14 protein-coding genes are annotated in these 16540 nt (G+C 65.7%); 10 read left to right on the top strand and 4 right to left on the bottom strand.

The annotated features are described in order from the left end of the window. Nucleotides 1–51 precede the first annotated feature (51 nt). Together HF684_RS15220 and HF684_RS15215 are read left to right on the top strand one after the other, a co-directional pair. Complete coding sequence (locus HF684_RS15220) at nucleotides 52–813, top strand: enoyl-CoA hydratase-related protein (RefSeq protein ID WP_169253161.1); 762 nt, start codon at nucleotides 52–54, stop codon at nucleotides 811–813. Between the two features lie 263 nt (nucleotides 814–1076). After that, nucleotides 1077–2708 carry a long-chain-fatty-acid--CoA ligase gene (locus HF684_RS15215; RefSeq protein WP_169253160.1) on the top strand — a complete coding sequence of 544 codons (1632 nt, stop codon included), beginning with the start codon at nucleotides 1077–1079 and terminating at the stop codon, nucleotides 2706–2708. Nucleotides 2709–2775: 67 nt separating this feature from the next. On the opposite strand, the gene chrA is transcribed toward HF684_RS15215, so the two are convergent. Together chrA and HF684_RS15205 are read right to left on the bottom strand one after the other, a co-directional pair. Beyond that, the gene (gene chrA, locus HF684_RS15210) at nucleotides 2776–4014 is read right to left on the bottom strand and encodes a chromate efflux transporter (protein ID WP_169253159.1); all 1239 of its coding nucleotides are present in this window, start codon (nucleotides 4012–4014) and stop codon (nucleotides 2776–2778) included. A 45-nt stretch (nucleotides 4015–4059) separates the two neighbouring features. Next, nucleotides 4060–4923: a hypothetical protein gene (locus tag HF684_RS15205; protein WP_169253158.1), complete on the bottom strand. Its 864-nt coding sequence runs from the start codon at nucleotides 4921–4923 to the stop codon at nucleotides 4060–4062. Nucleotides 4924–5087: 164 nt separating this feature from the next. Between HF684_RS15205 and HF684_RS15200 the strand changes: the two genes are divergently transcribed. Both HF684_RS15200 and HF684_RS15195 read left to right on the top strand, forming a co-directional pair. Further along, the gene (locus tag HF684_RS15200) at nucleotides 5088–6008 is read left to right on the top strand and encodes a 3-hydroxyacyl-CoA dehydrogenase NAD-binding domain-containing protein (protein ID WP_169253157.1); all 921 of its coding nucleotides are present in this window, start codon (nucleotides 5088–5090) and stop codon (nucleotides 6006–6008) included. A gap of 177 nt (nucleotides 6009–6185) precedes the next feature. Further along, the gene (locus HF684_RS15195; protein WP_169253156.1) at nucleotides 6186–6986 is read left to right on the top strand and encodes a DUF981 family protein; all 801 of its coding nucleotides are present in this window, start codon (nucleotides 6186–6188) and stop codon (nucleotides 6984–6986) included. A gap of 14 nt (nucleotides 6987–7000) precedes the next feature. On the opposite strand, the gene HF684_RS15190 is transcribed toward HF684_RS15195, so the two are convergent. Next, the gene (locus HF684_RS15190; protein ID WP_169253155.1) at nucleotides 7001–7354 is read right to left on the bottom strand and encodes a nuclear transport factor 2 family protein; all 354 of its coding nucleotides are present in this window, start codon (nucleotides 7352–7354) and stop codon (nucleotides 7001–7003) included. A gap of 173 nt (nucleotides 7355–7527) precedes the next feature. On the opposite strand from HF684_RS15190, the gene aztD reads away from it, so the two are divergent. From aztD to betT, 4 genes are all read left to right on the top strand, one after another. Beyond that, complete coding sequence (gene aztD, locus HF684_RS15185; RefSeq protein ID WP_169253154.1) at nucleotides 7528–8787, top strand: zinc metallochaperone AztD; 1260 nt, start codon at nucleotides 7528–7530, stop codon at nucleotides 8785–8787. A gap of 221 nt (nucleotides 8788–9008) precedes the next feature. Further along, nucleotides 9009–10388 (top strand): NAD-dependent succinate-semialdehyde dehydrogenase, encoded by a 1380-nt coding sequence (locus HF684_RS15180; RefSeq protein ID WP_169253153.1) that lies wholly within the window; start codon nucleotides 9009–9011, stop codon nucleotides 10386–10388. A 153-nt stretch (nucleotides 10389–10541) separates the two neighbouring features. Further along, on the top strand, nucleotides 10542–11921 hold the full coding sequence (locus HF684_RS15175; RefSeq protein ID WP_169253152.1) for a TIGR00366 family protein: 1380 nt from the start codon (nucleotides 10542–10544) through the stop codon (nucleotides 11919–11921). A 232-nt stretch (nucleotides 11922–12153) separates the two neighbouring features. Then, nucleotides 12154–14235 (top strand): choline BCCT transporter BetT, encoded by a 2082-nt coding sequence (betT, locus tag HF684_RS15170; RefSeq protein ID WP_169253151.1) that lies wholly within the window; start codon nucleotides 12154–12156, stop codon nucleotides 14233–14235. 84 nt (nucleotides 14236–14319) lie between these two features. Here betT and HF684_RS15165 read toward each other — a convergent pair whose 3' ends face one another. After that, entirely contained in the window at nucleotides 14320–15240 is a 921-nt protein-coding gene (locus HF684_RS15165; RefSeq protein ID WP_169253150.1) for an aspartate dehydrogenase domain-containing protein, read from the bottom strand. A gap of 141 nt (nucleotides 15241–15381) precedes the next feature. Between HF684_RS15165 and HF684_RS15160 the strand changes: the two genes are divergently transcribed. Both HF684_RS15160 and HF684_RS15155 read left to right on the top strand, forming a co-directional pair. Next, nucleotides 15382–16002: a DNA-3-methyladenine glycosylase I gene (locus tag HF684_RS15160; RefSeq protein WP_169253149.1), complete on the top strand. Its 621-nt coding sequence runs from the start codon at nucleotides 15382–15384 to the stop codon at nucleotides 16000–16002. Then, nucleotides 15999–16442 (top strand): NUDIX domain-containing protein, encoded by a 444-nt coding sequence (locus tag HF684_RS15155; RefSeq protein WP_169253148.1) that lies wholly within the window; start codon nucleotides 15999–16001, stop codon nucleotides 16440–16442. Before HF684_RS15160 ends, HF684_RS15155 begins: the two co-directional genes overlap by 4 nt. Nucleotides 16443–16540: the final 98 nt, after the last annotated feature.

Below are 16540 nucleotides of genomic sequence, written 5' to 3'. Positions count from 1 at the left end.
CAGACGCCCCGAAAGCTACCCGGATCATCGGATTCGTACGAAGGAGTCGCATTGTCCACCAGTGTTCTCACCGAAGTCAGCGGCGATGTCACGACCGTGACCATCAATCGTCCGGAGAGCCTCAATGCGCTCGACGAGTCGACGTTCCGAGCCATCGGCACAGCCGTCGCCGAGGCGGCCGTGAACTCCCGTGCCCTCATCCTCACCGGCAGTCAGCGGTCCTTCAGCTCCGGGGCGGATCTGCAGGGAGGAGTGGCGAAGCGCGAAGGCATCGACCTCGCCGGGGCGAACGAGATCATCGCCTCGATCCTCGACCTGCCCATCCCTACGATCGCGGCGGTGTCCGGACCGGCCGCTGGCATCGGCTGTTCCCTCGCTCTGGCCTGCGACTATCTGGTGATGAGCGAGAAGTCCTACCTCATGCTGCCGTTCACGAAGATCGGCCTCATGCCCGACGGAGGCTCGACCGCCCTGGTCGCCGCCTCGGCCGGGCGTCACCGGGCTCTGCGCCTGGCGCTGACCGGAGAGAAGCTGCAGGCCGCCGATGCCCTCGACTGGGGATTGGCCAGCGAGGTCGTTCCGGCGGGAAGTCACCTGGAACGTGCCGAAGAAGTCGCCGCAGTCTTCGCTCAGGGCCCCACCCGGGCCCTCACTTCGTCGAAGCGAGCGATCAATCGGGCCAGCCTGGCCGAACTCGACTCGTCCTTCGACCGCGAGGTCGAAGGGCAGGATGCTCTGCGGGCAAGTAAGGACTTCGCCGAGGGAGTCGCCGCCTTCCTCGACAAGAGAGCACCCGGCTTCACCGGGGAATGATCCTGGAGCGGCGCGGATGAGATTGTTGATGACTGCCAGTCCACGGGCCGGTCCATGAACGCCTGGCCACGGATCGGTCCATGACTGCCCGACTACGGATCGGTTGATAACTGTTTGACCACGAATCGACTCAACCGCATCCGCGCCGCCTCCACAGCTGATGTGATGGTGACGACCGCCCACCACGAAACCGGCGATCACGATACCTCTCCCGTCGCAGCCACAACGTCGCGACGGGACCGGAGCACGAACGAAGGAGTCTCATGCTGACAGGAATTCCGTCCACCCTCGGCGACAGCTACCAGCTCAACACCACCAGCCTCATCCGCCACGCAGCCACCGTCTTCGGTGATGTCGAGGTCGTCTACCGCCGTTCGGACGGCTCCTGGGGCCGGTCGAACTACGCCGACGAATTCAAGCGCATGGCTCAGCTCGCGCAGGGCCTCGCCGACCTCGGCGTCGGCGCCGGCTCTATGGTCGGAGTCCTCGACTGGAACTCCCGCCGCCACCTCGAGCTCTACTTCGCCGTCCCCGGTGTGGCCGCGACCATGCTCCAGCTCAACCTGCGTCTGGCTCCCGAAGACCTCGCCTACGTCGTCAGCCACTCGAAGTCGGACTGGATCTTCGTCGACGAATCTCTGCTGACCGTCGCCGAATCGCTGGCCCCGAAGCTCGACGTCAAGGGCTGGGTCGTCATGACCGACAAACCGATCGCCGAGATCGAGACGAGCCTGAACAACGTCGTCTCCTACGAAGATCTCATCGCCGACAAGCCCGAGACCTTCGACTGGCCGGTCGTCGACGAGAAGACCGCCGCCTACGCCGGATACACCACCGGCACCACCGGCCGGCCCAAGGGCGTCTACTACTCGCACCGCTCGATCTACCTGCACACCATGGGCGGTCTGGCCGCACTCCACGCGGGCTTCGACGACTGCGTCATGCCCATCACGCCGATGTTCCATGTGCTGTCGTGGGGATTCCCGCAGAACGCGGTGGCCGCCGGTGCCAAACTCGTCCTGCCGGGCAAGTTCGCCGCCGAGGAGTTCGGCGCCATCGCCCAGGCATTCGTCGAGGAGAAGGTCACCTTGGCCAACGGCGCCCCTGCCATCTTCGGGCCGATGCTGCAGATGATGAAGAAGATGCCGCAGGCTCCGGACCTCTCCGGGGTCCGCCTCGTCTCCGGATCTTCGGAGCCGCCGCTGTCGATGATGCGCGGGTTCAAGGAGGTCACCGGAGCTGATGTCATCCATGGCTACGGTGCCACCGAAACCACGCCGCTGGCGTCGACGAACTGGAAGATCCGTCCCGGTCTCGACCTCGACGAGGAGGAGAAGTGGGATCTCAAGCGCTCGCAGGGCCTGCCGATCATCGGTGTCGAGATGAAGACCGTCGACCCCGAGGGCAATGAGCTGCCACGCGACGGAAAGTCCATGGGCGAGCTGCTCATGCGCGGCCCCTGGATCACCGAGTCCTACTATCAGCTGCCCGACAATGCCGATCGCTTCCTCGACGGCTGGTGGCGGTCGGGTGACGTCGGCACCATCGACGAGTACGGCTACCTCAAGATCACCGACCGTCTCAAGGACGTCATCAAGTCCGGAGGCGAGTGGATCTCGTCGATCGACATGGAGAACGCGATCCTCGACAACCCCGACGTCAGTGAGGCCGCCGTCATCGGCGTCCCCGACGAGAAGTGGGATGAGCGTCCCGTCGCGTACGTCGTCGCCAACCCCGGCGCCGAGGTGACCAGGGACGCGATCGTCGAAACGCTGAGTGCTCGTTTCGCCAAGTGGCAGATGCCCGACGAAGTCAGGGTCGTCGACGAGATGCCGCGCACCTCGGTGGGCAAACTCGACAAGAAGCTGCTGCGCAAGGACTGGGAAGAGTCCTGATCTCAGCAGGTTGAGCTAGGCAGAGACTGATCCGGGCAGGGATCGGCCGGGCCCCGGGCCTGACCGATCACAGCAGCAGCCAGCCGATGAGCCCTGCGCCGATCACCGTCGCCCATGCCGGGACCTTCCACATGGTCCCGGCAACGAAGGCGGCGACGGCCAGCGCCAGGGTCGCAGGCGAGGTGATCCCCTCGACGAAGACGGGATCGTAGAGCGCGGCTCCCAGCAGCCCCACGACGGCGGCATTGACTCCGGTCAGTGCCGCCGTCGCCGGTTCCCAGGCACGCAGCCGTTCCCAGAACGGCAGGATCCCGATCACCAGCAGACCGGCGGGAAGGAAGATCGCCAGCAGGGCGATGGCGGCGCCGAGGATACCGGTCGGTCCCGTCATCATCGACGCTCCGAGGAACGCAGCGAAGGTGAACAGCGGACCGGGGACGGCCTGAGCGGCGCCGTAGCCGGCGAGGAACGTATCGTGGTCGATCAGCCCCGTGGGCACGAGTTCGGCCTCGAGCAGGGGCAGGACGACGTGGCCACCGCCGAAGACCAGGGCTCCGGCCCGATAGAAGATGTCGATGAGGCGAATGGTCGCGTCCCCGGTCGCCGCAGTGAGTGCGGGCAGTCCGAGCAGCAACGCGGCGAAGGCGATGAGGGCGCCGATGCCCAGCCGTCTGGCGCCGCGGGAGGCGACCCTATTCTCGGGGGCGGCCGCCTCGGCGGGGGATTCCTGCTCTTTCCCACCTTTGTGGGGCCGTTTCAGCCACACGAGGCCGAGCACTCCGCCGAGGATGATCGCTGCGATCTGGACGAGGGCCGTCGGCACGATCGAATCCGGGATGACGAGCAGGAGGATGAGGGCGGCAGCGGCGATGCTCGCCCGCCGGGCATCGGGGGTCAGCGTTGTCGCCATCGACTGCACGGCACCGGCGACGACGGCCACCGCGGCGGCCTTGAGCCCGAGCAGCCACCCGGCATCGCCGAGGTCGCCGAAGGCCGAGAGCCCGAGCGCGAAGAGGGTGAGCAGAATCGCCGACGGCAGGGTGAAGCTCACCCACGCGGCTGCGAGCCCCGGCAGGCCCGCACGGCGCAGCCCGAGTCCCATTCCGACCTGGCTCGACGCGGGGCCGGGCAGCATCTGGCACACGGCCACGAGGTCGGCGTATGCGCGGTCATCCAGCCACGCGCGGCGGCCGACGAAGGTCTCACGGAAGTACCCGAGGTGGGCGATGGGACCGCCGAACGATGTCAGGCCCAGGCGCAGGAACGAACCGGCCACCTCGGCGGTGCGGGCAGGTGCAGTCGTCATCACATCAGTGAACACGGGCCAAGTGACGCCGAGGTGAATGGGTCCTCAGGGATGGTGGAGGAGGTAGGTCCCACCCTTGAGGCAGGTGTCGACGACCCAGCCGTCGCCGACGAGGCCGGTCAGCGCGGTGCGCAGCGCCAAACGCCAGCGGCTGGCGAGCTCGGCATCCTGACCGCGCAGGTCCTCGATGTCGGAGGGGAAGTCCAGCGAGACGAACTCGGTCTCCTTCGGCACCTCGCTCAGGAGCGGTTCCCCGTCGTCATCGGCGCGCAGGCAGGGGAACGCCGATCCGGGATCGACGACCGATGCCCGGGCAGGACGGTCGAGCGGCCATGACACCATCATCCGGTCGCTGGCCTGGCCGGAGTTCACTCCGTCGCGCATCTGCCCGTAGAAGTCCTCGAGGTATTCGACCATGCCGACGCCCAGACGTTGGAAGTTGAAGTACGCATTGCGGGCGATGAGCGGGTCGAAGGTCCAGGTCATCTCGGTGATGCCTAAGTTGAGGCACCACAGGCGCTGGTGCAGCTTCATCGCGGACCCGGCGCCGCGGCCGATGATCTGGTGGCGGACGCCGGCGATATGCGAATGCATGACCGTGCCCAGCGGCTGGCCGAAGAATCCGATGGTCACGCCGATCATCTCGTCGGGTTCGTCGACGCTGTATGCGGCGGAGACGTAGTTGCCGGCGTGGGCGAAGGCGATGATGAGGCTGGGTTCGAACACGTTCGTGCCGGTTTCGTCGACATTCCAGACTTCGTCGAGCAGCATTGAGGCCTTGGCCGCTTCGTCGGCGGTGTGGATCTCGCGCACCTCGATGCGCGCGGTCTCTGCCGCGGCGGCGTATTCGTCTTCCGCCAGGGCGAGGATCTCCGAGTCCACAGTTCTCAGTTCTGGGTTCGCGCTCATGGTGACATTGTGCCACCAGGACGTGACCTCGGCGGGAGGCGCACGGCAACGATTCGAGTACGGTGAACCGGCCGGAGCGTGCCCACGCGCGCCTGGGTGAATGTTCTCGCACGCCCCAGTGAACTCCGCCGGTTGAGCAGATGGGGCAGGTATAGCCTGGACACATGAGCTCAACAGTCGCCGTCATCGGCGCCGGAACCATCGGCCGGTCGTTCGCCTTCCTCTTCGCCCGCAGCGGGTACACGGTGCGGGTCTTCGACCCGCGTCCCGACCTCGCCGAGGTGGTCGCCGAGCTGCAGGCCGAGGTGACCGCCGACGCTTCCGCCCGGAACGAGCTGGCCTCGCAGGTCGGCACCGTCGACATCGCCGAGACCGTCGAAGCCGCCGTGGCCGGTGTCGTCTTCGTCCAGGAATCCGGTCCCGAGGATCCCGAATCGAAGCCGGTGCTGTTCGCTCAGATCGCCGAGGCGGCGCCTGCCGGGGCCGTGTTCGCAACCTCGTCGTCGACGATCCCGGCCTCAGTGATCGCGGCCGCGCTCCCGGAGTCCGCAGCATCTCGCGTCATCGTCGGCCACCCGTTCAATCCGCCGCACCTGATGCCGCTCGTCGAGGTCGTGCCCTCCCAGCAGACCTCCCAGGAGACCGTGGACGCCGCGGTCGAGTTCTATCGCAGCTGCGAGCGCGAACCGGTGGTGCTGCGGCGTGAGATCCGCGGATTCGTCGGCAACCGGCTGCAGAATGCGCTGATGAGGGAAGCGATCTCGCTCGTGCAGAACGGGGTCGTCACCGCCGAGGACCTCGACTCGGTGCTGAAGAATTCGCTGGGTTTGCGATGGTCGGCCATCGGCCAGTTCGAAGGCATGCACTTCGGCGGGGGAGAGGACGGGATCCGCGGCTTCATGGACCATATCGGCCCGGCCTTCGCCGCCATTGAGGATCTGCCCGTCGACGTCGACCCCGCAGCTATGGAAGACGTCTTCGAGCAGGTCGAAGAGGCCTACGGACCCCAACCGACCCCTCAGGCCGCCGCCGTCCGCGACCGGATCCAGAAAGCTGTCCTCGAAGCCCGCGGTCAGGGGCGCTGAATCGTCTGCCCATGTGGTGACCGTCGGCCCGTTTTGGTGACGAGACAGACACCTTCACCAGGACGAATAAGGAATCTTTGAGGTGACTCCCAGCGTTGTCATGGGAGCAAGTGCATTGGGGCTCCGCGGCAACCTGCCCCGGGCGCCGCAATGCGATCACCTCAGGAGGAAATCACCATGGGCGGATTCTTCACCGGCGTCGAAACGCCGGGAATGATCGATTGGGCCGCGATGCCCACCTACAACACGATCATGTCAGTGGCGGTCGGAGCCGGACTGCTCGCCGTCGTCCTGTTCTACCGGGAACTGCGCCGTGCCGGAGCGGCGGCCGGAGCAGCTGACGGCGCTGGATCGAAATGGCGCGGAGGCCGACATGTGCTCAGCACCGACGGATGGGCGCTGATCTTCGGCGTGCTGGGACTCATCCTCACCCTGACCGGCCTGCACATGACCCTCACCTGGCCTTTGGCGGCGGGCGGATTCGCCTTCGACAACGTCATCTTCGGTGAGACGAGCCTCGCCTTCGGTGTGCTTATGCTTGCCGCTGCTTGGTATCTGTGGAAGCGCGGGGCCGACCTCAAAGCCGATGCCGATCCGCTGGGCATGGCGGCAAGCACGGTGAAGCCGCTGTCGATCTTTATCGCCGCGCTCGGATTGGCGCTCTTCGCCATCGCTCTCGCGGGAACCGTCTACCAGCTCTTCGCCGCGCCACCGCAGGAGCCGATCTCCGGCGCCTTCGCTGACTACCCGGTCATCGAAGCCACATTCATGTCACTGCTCTTCGCCCTGGTCGGTCTCGGAGCGGTGCTGTTTCCCTTCGCGGTGCGCAGGGTGCTGGGCACCCCGGTCGACGCGCCGGTCCGCGGTGCTTCGATCTCCGTGACCGGCGTGGTCTGGTCGATCACCGGAATCGTGTTCGTCCTCTTCGGCGCGATGAACTTCTACACGCACATCGGACTGATCGTCAACACGATGTGATCAGCCGCAGCGGCTCAGACCGCTGCTTGGTAGAAGTACGTGGTGCGCTCGGCGATGAGGCCCTCGGTGTCGAAGAGGAAGAAGTCCGCGAATCCCACCGAGGTCTCGGATCCGTCCCTGAGACGACCGCTGAAGACACCGCGACTGGACGCCCGATCGCCGTCGACGAGGATCTCCTGCAGCGAATGCGCACCGGATTCGATGACGCGTTCACCATGGTAGAAATCAGTGATCTGCTGGCCGACCATCGTCGGATAGCCGGGCCGATCGTAGCTGGCGTCGGCGGCGAACAGCGCCGAGGTGGCGCCCGCATCTCCGGCGTCGACGGTGGAGTAGTAGCGCTTCACGAGTTCAGTCACACTGGCCATGGCACTACCGTAACAGTGACTCACGTCATAGCAGGCCCAACCATCGACCGTGCGCCGGTGCGCCACGATGGCCTTCGCGGCCGGTCGTGACCCCATTTCGCATTTCCGTCCCGCATCGGGTTAGTATCGACCTGCTAATGATAACGAGTCTCACTAACTAGAGAGTGCGAATGATGAAACGACACATGCTCGGATCGGCGGTGGTCGCCTCGGCGCTGCTGCTCACCGGCTGCCAGGCCGGCGACGACGCCACCGACTACGACGCGGTCGGTCAGGACGAGAGGACCGCCGGCTCGGAAGAAGACACGGACGAGACAGGGCACGCCCAGGAACTCGCCGCCGCGCAGCCGCGGATCGTGACCACCTACGACGGCGGGATCCTCACCCTTGACGCGACGACCCTCGACGTCATCGACGATACGAAGCTCGAGGGCTTCAACCGCCTCAATCCCGTCGGCGACGGCCGCCACCTCATGGTCTCCGTCGCCGAGGGATTCCGGCTCTTCGACGCCGGAGTCTGGACCCAGCCCCATGGCGACCACACCCACAGCTACGCCGCCGACCCGCAGCTCACCGACACCGTCTTCGACACCGAACTGCCCGGACACGTCGTCAACCACGGCGAGACCACCGTGCTCTTCGGCGACGGCGACGGCAAGATCCAGACCTTCGACACCGAGGACTTCTCCGACGGCGACCCGCAACCCGAGGTCACCGAAGCCGCAGAACCCCATCACGGAGTCGCCGTGAAGCTCGCCGACGGGTCGATGCTGCGCACGGTCGGCACCGAGGACGAACGTTCGGGCGCCCAGGTCGTCGACGATTCCGGCAAGGAGATCGCCAGCAGCGACGACTGCCCCGGGGTCCACGGCGAAGCCGCCGCGAAGGACGAGGTCATCGCGCTCGGCTGCGAGGACGGAATCCTGCTGTACAAGGAGGGCAAGTTCGAGAAGATCGATGCCCCCGATTCCTTCGGTCGCATCGGCAATCAGTCCGGAAGCGATGAATCGCAGTACATCCTCGGCGATTACAAAGTCGACGAAGACGCCGAGCTCGAACGTCCCGAACGGGTGAGCGTCACGGATACGGAGACCGGCAAGCTCTCGCTCGTCGACCTCGGCGCCTCGTACAGCTTCCGGTCGCTCGGCCGCGGACCCGACGGGGAAGGCGTCGTCCTGACCACGGACGGCACTCTGAAGATCATCGACCCCGCCACCGCCTCGGTGACGGAGGAATACCCGGTCATCGACGAATGGGAAGAGCCCGTCGAATGGCAGCAGGCCCGCCCGACGCTCTTCGTCCAAGGCGAGGTCGCCTATGTCAGCGATCCGGCGGAGAAGACGATCCACATCGTCGACCTCGAATCCGGTGAGGTGATGGCCGAGGGTTCGCTGCCGCACGCACCGAACGAACTCACCGGCGTCACCGGCTGACGAGCCTCGACTCAGACCCGGCCGGCTGACGAGCCTGGCCCGACCGGCGGCGCAGCTGAGCGCACCGCCGGTCGGGTCGGCCACCTCGGTGATGGCTGGGAATCCGCCCAGGAGTTGAGACCGCCGTTGCCGCCGCCGGGTTTCGGCCATAGCGTGGGGGATGGACCTGCGATCACACCACCGGAGATCGCACAACCCCGTCGAAGTGAAAGAGGACAGCCATGACCACCACGTATCGCGTGACCGACCCGGCGACCGGCCAGGTCGCCGAAGAATTCCCCACCGCCACCGATGCCGAGATCCTTGCCGCCCTCGACCGTTCGGCGACGACATTCGACGAGTGGAGCAGGACCACGGTGGCCGAGCGCGCCGCACTGCTGACCCGCGTGTCCGAGATCTACGCCGAACGCGCCGAAGAGCTCGCCGAGGTCATCAAGCTCGAAATGGGCAAATCCGTGCCCGAAGGCAAGGGCGAAGTCCAGCTGAGCTCGATGATCTACAAGTACTTCGCCGACAACGCCGAAGCCTTCATGGCCGACGAACCCCTGCGCGGCCCCAAGGACGCCACCGCCATGATCCGCCGCAAGCCCGTCGGCTCGCTGCTGGGCATCATGCCCTGGAACTTCCCCTATTACCAGGTCGCCCGCTTCGCCGCCCCGAACCTGGCCCTGGGCAACACCATCCTGCTCAAGCACGCCCCGCAGTGCCCCCGCTCGGCACAGATCATGGAAGAGATCTTCATCGAGGCCGGACTGCCCGCAGGCGCCTACATCAACATCTACGCCAGCAACGAGCAGGTCGCCGACATCATCCTGCCCGACCCGCGCAACCACGGTGTGTCCCTGACCGGATCCGAACGCGCCGGTGCCGCCGTCGCCGCCGAGGCCGGCAAGAACCTCAAGAAGGTCGTGCTCGAACTCGGCGGATCCGACCCGTATATCCTGCTCGACACGGACGACGTCCAGAAGTCCGCGAAGACGTTCTTCAACACCCGCATGGGCAACACCGGCCAGGCCTGCAACTCGCCCAAGCGGATGATCGTCATGGACGACATCTACGACGACTTCGTCTCCTCCATCACCGAGGCGGCCAAGAAGAACACCCCCGCCGTTCCCGGCGAGGAGGGCTCCCGTCTGTCCCCGCTGTCGTCGGTGGCCGCCGCCGACCGCTTCGTCGAGCAGGTCCAGGACACCGTCAGCGAGGGCGCGACCCTGCTGGCCGGCGGCAAGAAGTACGACGGCGGCGGCGCCTATGTCGAACCCGTCGTCCTCACCGATGTGCAGAAGGGCATGCGCGGATACTACGAAGAGCTCTTCGGCCCCGCCGTCATCGTCTACAAGGTCAGCAGCGAAGAGGAGGCCGTCGAACTCGCCAACGACACCCCCTTCGGTCTGGGTGCCGCTGTGTTCTCAACCGATATCGCCCGTGCCGAACGCGTCGGAGACCAGATCGATTCCGGCATGGTCTTCCTCAACGCTCCGGAGGGAACACGCGAGTTCCTGCCCTTCGGCGGAGTCAAGCGCTCCGGCGTCGGCCGGGAGCTCGGACCGCTGGCGATGGACGAATTCGTCAACAAGCAGCTCGTGTACAAACAGAGCTGATCGGTGCGTTCGGAGTCCTGGGAATCCGGGCTCCGATCGTGATCGGGTTGTGATCGCCGTCAGGGCGCTGTCTCCTACCGGGAGACAGCGCCCTGATTGTATGCTGAGACCACGCACAGCCAATTCTCATAAATCTCAGCGGGAGGTCTTCCCATGTCGGCACCGAAGCCGTCGACCCAGGTCAACGCCGCAGCCTCAAAAGGGATCATGCGGCCGGTCAACCGATTCCTCGAACAGTGGATTCCCTCGGCCCTGACCTTCGCCATCGTCCTCACCCTCATCGTCGCCGTCCTTGCGTTCATCTTCACCGATGCGGGCCCGACCGACGTCGTCATCGGCTGGGGTGAGGGACTGGCCGGACTGCTCGAGTTCATGACGCAGATGTGCCTGATCCTCCTGCTCGGCCACATCCTCGCCAACACCGGACCCGTGCGGAAACTGCTGGCCCGGCTCGCCCGCGTCCCGGGCAACGCCACTTTCGCCTATGTCTTCGTCTTCCTCGTCGCCGCTCTCGCCAGCCTCATCACCTGGGGCCTCGGCCTCGTCGTCGGCGCTCTGCTCGCCCGTGAGATCGCCGTGCAGTCGCGCGAACGCGGGATCAAGGTCCACTTCCCGCTGCTCGTGGCCGCCGGATACTCCGGATTCGTCGTCTGGCATATGGGCTATTCGGGATCGGGCCCGCTGACCGCGGCCACCCCTGACTCCTTCCTCTCCGAATCCCTCGGCGGGCAGACGGTTCCCGTCTCCGAGACGATCTTCGCCGGCTGGAACCTGCTGGCCATCGCCGGCGTCATCATCGTCTGTGGTCTCCTCTTCTTCCTCGTTGCACCCAAGGCCGGTGCCCCCGTCTACGAACTGCCCGCCTCGGTGAGCTCGGAGACGCAGTCGCAGGCCGACAATGAGGTCGTGACACCGGCCGATCGCATCGATGCCTCGCGCATCCTCACCCTCATCATCGGTCTGGCGCTCGTCGTCTACCTCGTCATCCACTTCGCGCAGGGCGGGGGACTGACACTCGACATCGTCAACTGGTCGTTCCTCGCGCTCATCCTGCTGCTCGTGCGCAATCCCTTCGAACTCATCCACCTGACGAAGGAGGCGGCGTCGAATGTCGGCGAGATCCTCCTGCAGTTCCCGCTCTACGCAGGAATCCTCGGCATCATGTCGACCACCGGACTCATCGCGGTGTTCTCCGACGCCATCGTCTCGATCGCGAACCCGGCTTCGTTCGGGGTTCTCGCGCTCATCTCGGCAGGACTCGTCAACTTCTTCGTCCCCTCCGGCGGCGGACAGTTCGCCGTACAGGGCCCGATCATGCTCGATGCGGCCAACCAGCTCGGCGTCGACCCGTCGATCGCGATCATGGCCGTGTCCTACGGCGACCAGTGGACGAACATGCTCCAGCCGTTCTGGGCGCTGCCGGTGCTCGCCATTGCCGGTCTGAAGATGCGTGACATCCTCGGCTACACCGTCATCACATTCCTCGGCGCAGGGGTGGTGATGGCGGCCGCGCTGCTCTTCGTCTCCCTCTGAGCCCCGCCTCGGCGAGGGTGAGCCGCTGATCTGCAGAATCGCGTGGCATAACAGGACAAATGACCGGAAGTGTCTATGTGGTAACCTCCGTTGTTGGCCGTCCCCGTGGAACCGGGGATTCGGCGAGGACGGAATTCCATTCAGCAACAGCCGTTGATCATGCCCGGTTGAGCACGCCGTTTGATCGGGTCCGATGCCACGACGCAACAGCGTCCGGATAAGGAGCACAACCATGTCAGCATCAGTCGACACCCCGCCGGGTGAACCGAAGGGAGAGGCGAAGGGCACGGTGAAGCCGTCGCTTCCGCCCGTGAATAAGCGAGTGTTCGCGGCCGCGGCCCTGGTGGCGATCGCCATCACCGTATGGGCTCTCATCTCACCGACCAACGCCGAGGCGGTCCTCGGCGCCGTCGTCGGCTGGACCTCCGATTGGTTCGGTTGGTTCTACGTTCTCCTCGTCCTCGCCGTCCTCGTCTTCGTCATCTACCTGGCGGCTTCCCGCTACGGCAACACGAAGCTCGGCCCCGAGCACTCGAAGCCCGAATTCGGCCTCGTCGCCTGGGCGTCGATGCTCTTCGCCGCCGGCATCAGCACCGACCTCATGTTCTTCGCCGTGGCCGAGCCGGTCACGATGTACCTCACCCCGCCGAGCACGGAGCCAGAGACGGTCGCCGCCGCCCGCGAATCCACCGTGTGGGCGCTCTTCCACTACGGCCTGAGCGGTTGGGGACTCTACGCACTCATGGGTATGGCTCTGGCCTACTTCGCCTACCGGATGAACATGCCGTTGGCGATCCGCTCGGCGCTGGCCCCGATCTTCGGCAAGCGTGTCAATGGTGCTTTGGGCGAGACGGTCGACTTCGCTGCTCTGCTGGGAACGATCTTCGGCGTGGCCACCTCACTGGGCATCGGCGTCGTCATGGTCAACGTCGGCCTCAACACGGTTTTCGGGATCCCGATCGGCACCGCTACCCAGGTCGGCATCGTCGTCGTCGGTGTCGGCGTCGCCACGCTCTCGGCGGTCTCGGGTGTGGACAAAGGCATCAAGTTCCTCTCCGTCCTCAACGTCGTGCTCGCCATTGCGCTGAGCTTCTGGGTGCTCGTGGCCGGAAACACGCAGTTCCTGCTCAACGCCTTCGTCCTCAACATCACGGATTTCGTCCGCCTGTTCCCGGACATGGCCGGACAGACCTTCGCCTTCGAAGACACCGGCACATGGATGACCGACTGGACCCTGTTCTTCTGGGCCTGGTGGATCGCCTTCGCTTCGTTCGTCGGGCTCTTCCTCGCCCGCATCTCCCGCGGACGCACGATCCGCCAGTTCGTGCTGGGCACCCTGACGATTCCGTTCATCTACATCTTCATGTGGATCTCGATCTACGGAAACTCGGCCCTGGACATCATCCGCAACGGTGATGTGAAGTTCGGCGAAGCGGTCATGGTCAGCCCCGAAGGCGGCTTCTACGACCTGCTCTCCCGCTACCCGGCCTTCTTCCTCATCGCGGGTCTGGCCACGCTCACGGCTCTGCTGTTCTACGTCACCACCGCGGATTCTGCGGCCCTGGTGATGGCGAACCTGTCGTCGAATCTGCGCAACCCCTCCGAGGACGGTCGCGCCGGTCTGCGCATCTTCTGGGCCGTGCTCACCGGTGCCCTGACGGTGGCGATGCTGCTCGTCGGAGGCATCGGCGCACTGCAGAACGCGACGGTGATCATGGGTCTGCCCTTCGCCTTCGTCGTCATCCTCGTCATGATCGGCCTGTACAAGGCACTGCGGGTGGAGGCGAACCGCGTCGACAGCGTCGATACGACCCTGCCCGGTTCTCTGGCCCGTCGCTCCCGGGGTCCCGGTCACGAGACCTGGCAGCGTCAGCTCGGCCGGGTGCTGTCCTTCCCGAATCGGGCGCGCGCCGAGGAGTTCGAGCAGAAGGTCCTCATCCCCACCCTCCACGAGGTGGCTGCGGAGATGGAAGACCGCGGAATCTCATCACGCTGTGGTCGCGTCGATAACGAAGGCGTGTTCGTCGACGACGGCGAACTCTTCCAGTTCGAGGTCGACGGAGACGGGGAGTACCCGTTCCGCTATCAGGTGTGGCCGCACAAGGTCAGCGTGCCGTCGTTCGGTGGAATGGTTCCCCGCGGAACCGGCGAGGACTACTACCGGATGGAGGTCTACCTCGACGGAGGAACTGGTCAGGGCTACGACATCATGGGCTTCTCGAAGGAGCAGATCATCGCTGACGTGCTCGACCAGTACCAACGCCACGTCGAATTCCTCCAGCTGCAGGAGAACATCATCCACCGCGACGACTGAATTGCGGCTTCCGGACGACTGAATCTCACCGGGTGAGAACGACGTCCGGGATCCCGGCCTGACGGCCGGTGGTCCCGGGCGTCGTCATTTCTCCGCAAGCACGGTGCGCAGCGTGCGGGTGACGGACAGGGCCGTCAGCCCGCTGGTGGCAGGGTTCTCCGGGCTCGGGGAGGAGCGGATGTCGAAGGAGAACTCGCCTGCGGATCCGGATGCCCGAATCCGGTGGGCGGACTGAGTCTGACCGGCCACCGCCTGGAGTTCGACCTGCACCCGGTTCAATGATGCACCGAGTAAGTCGGCATCGGTTCGTTCAGCTGCGCAATCGGTCGACGCCGCGCTGGTCCCGGAGGTTGAAGCGGACGCAGCGGTACTCAGTCCGCGGGTGGCCCAGGCGAGAGCGACAGCGATATTGACGTTGGCCGGGAACTTCTCGATCGCCTCGGCGGGGTTGCCCGTGAACACTGTCAGGGGGCCGTCCTCGGGGCGGAGGTCACGCAGACGCTCGGCCTCGGTCTCGGACATCCACGGTCGGATGAGTCCGTTCGCCTCCTTCGAGGTGGTGATGTCGACGCTGTCGAGACCATCGGCCTGAGCCGCCGCCTCGAGCACATCGAGTCCGCCGATCGCCCCATTGGTCACATGCAGCCGGCCGGGGCCGGCGAGCAGCCTCGCACGGGTCTCCGGCTCGGCCAGGGCACCGACGCTGGTGAGGACGAGCGGACGATCGGCCGCGACGGCAGCGGGACCGAGCTGTGCGGCGGCAGGCACACCGGCGCATTCGACGATGACATCGAAATCGGAGAACATCCTCGGCGAGGGCGTCTGTCGGTCGGTCAGAGTGGGACGGTCGACCACCTCGGCGCCGTGATCCGGGCGGTCGGCGTGCTTGGTCCGATCCGAGACGAGGGCGGTCAGGCGGAGTGTCCCGGAGGCGAGCTCGGGGGAGAGCAGCTGGGCGACGTGACGGCCGATGGCACCGAATCCGAGGAGGAGCACTGAGGTCATGGCCGCACCCTATCGGAGACGACTGACGCAGAGAATGCTGAAGACAGGTTCCCGAGGCTCAGAACCGCGCGACTGCCGGCCGCAGGCGACCGGAATATGGGGCGCGCGGGCAATGTCAGCCCGACGCGATACGGTTTGAGGATGGACGACGAATCACAGCCGAGCTCACCTGGGGGAGCCGTCATCGGCGATGACGGGCTGGCTCGCACCCCGTGGGCATACGGTGACCCGGTGCTGTTGGACTACTACGACAGCGAATGGGGACTGCCCATCCACGACGAGCCCGGCCTGTTCGAGCGGATGAGCCTCGAAGGTTTCCAAGCCGGACTGTCCTGGCTGACGATCCTGAAGAAGCGGGAGCGGTTCCGTGAGGTCTTCGCCGGATTCGATCCCGACGCCGTTGCCCGGTTCGGTGAAGGTGAGATCGCGCAGCTGCTGACCGATCCGGGGATCATCCGCCATCGCGGCAAGATCGAAGCCTGCATCAACAATGCTGCGCGAGTGATCGACCTGCGTGAAGACGGCGGCCTGGATGCGTTCCTGTGGTCGTTTCAGCCTGCGCAGACGCCGCGACCGCGCACTGTCGCCGAGATCCCGACGACCGGACCGGAATCCGTGGCCCTGTCGAAGGCCCTGAAGAAGAAGGGCTTCCGTTTCGTCGGACCGACGACGATGTATGCGCTGATGGAGGCCATCGGCATGGTCGATACGCACGTGCTCGATTCCCACCGCCGAGGCGCTTCCGGAGTGTGGTCTCAATGAACGAAATCCGCGTCTCCGCGCTCGCCCTCCTCCACCCGCAGCGCCGGGAGCTGCTCATGGTGCGCAAGGCCGGGACCAGTTCCTTCATGCTGCCCGGCGGCAAACCCGAAGAGTCAGAGACCGCTGAGGACACCATCGTCCGCGAGATCGCCGAGGAGCTCGGACTCGATCTGGACCGGCACCGGCTGCGCGCTTTGGGCACGTTCGCTGCTGCGGCGGCGAACGAGGCCGATCACCGTGTCATCGGTGATGTGTTCTGCTACGACGGTGTGCCCGAGGCACTCGACGTCGAGAACATCGAGCATCTGGCCGAGATCGCCGAAGCCGGCTGGTTTCCCATCGACCCGCTGCCCGCGGACACCGATGTCCGCCAGTTCGCGCCGCTGACCCGCGACGAGGTGATCCCGGCGCTGCAGGCCGCCGGGAATCTTGCGAGCTGACCGGCAGCCGCACACGGCCGACGGACCGTGTGCGAATGAAACCGTTATCATGAGGCAGTCCTCATTGAGAACGCATGGACGGAGAAGTCGATGAGTGG

This window comes from Brevibacterium sp. 'Marine' (genome assembly GCF_012844365.1).
Taxonomy (GTDB): Bacteria; Actinomycetota; Actinomycetes; order Actinomycetales; family Brevibacteriaceae; genus Brevibacterium.
Note: the sequence above shows the minus strand (reverse complement) of the source record. Positions and strands in the feature narration are given on the sequence as shown.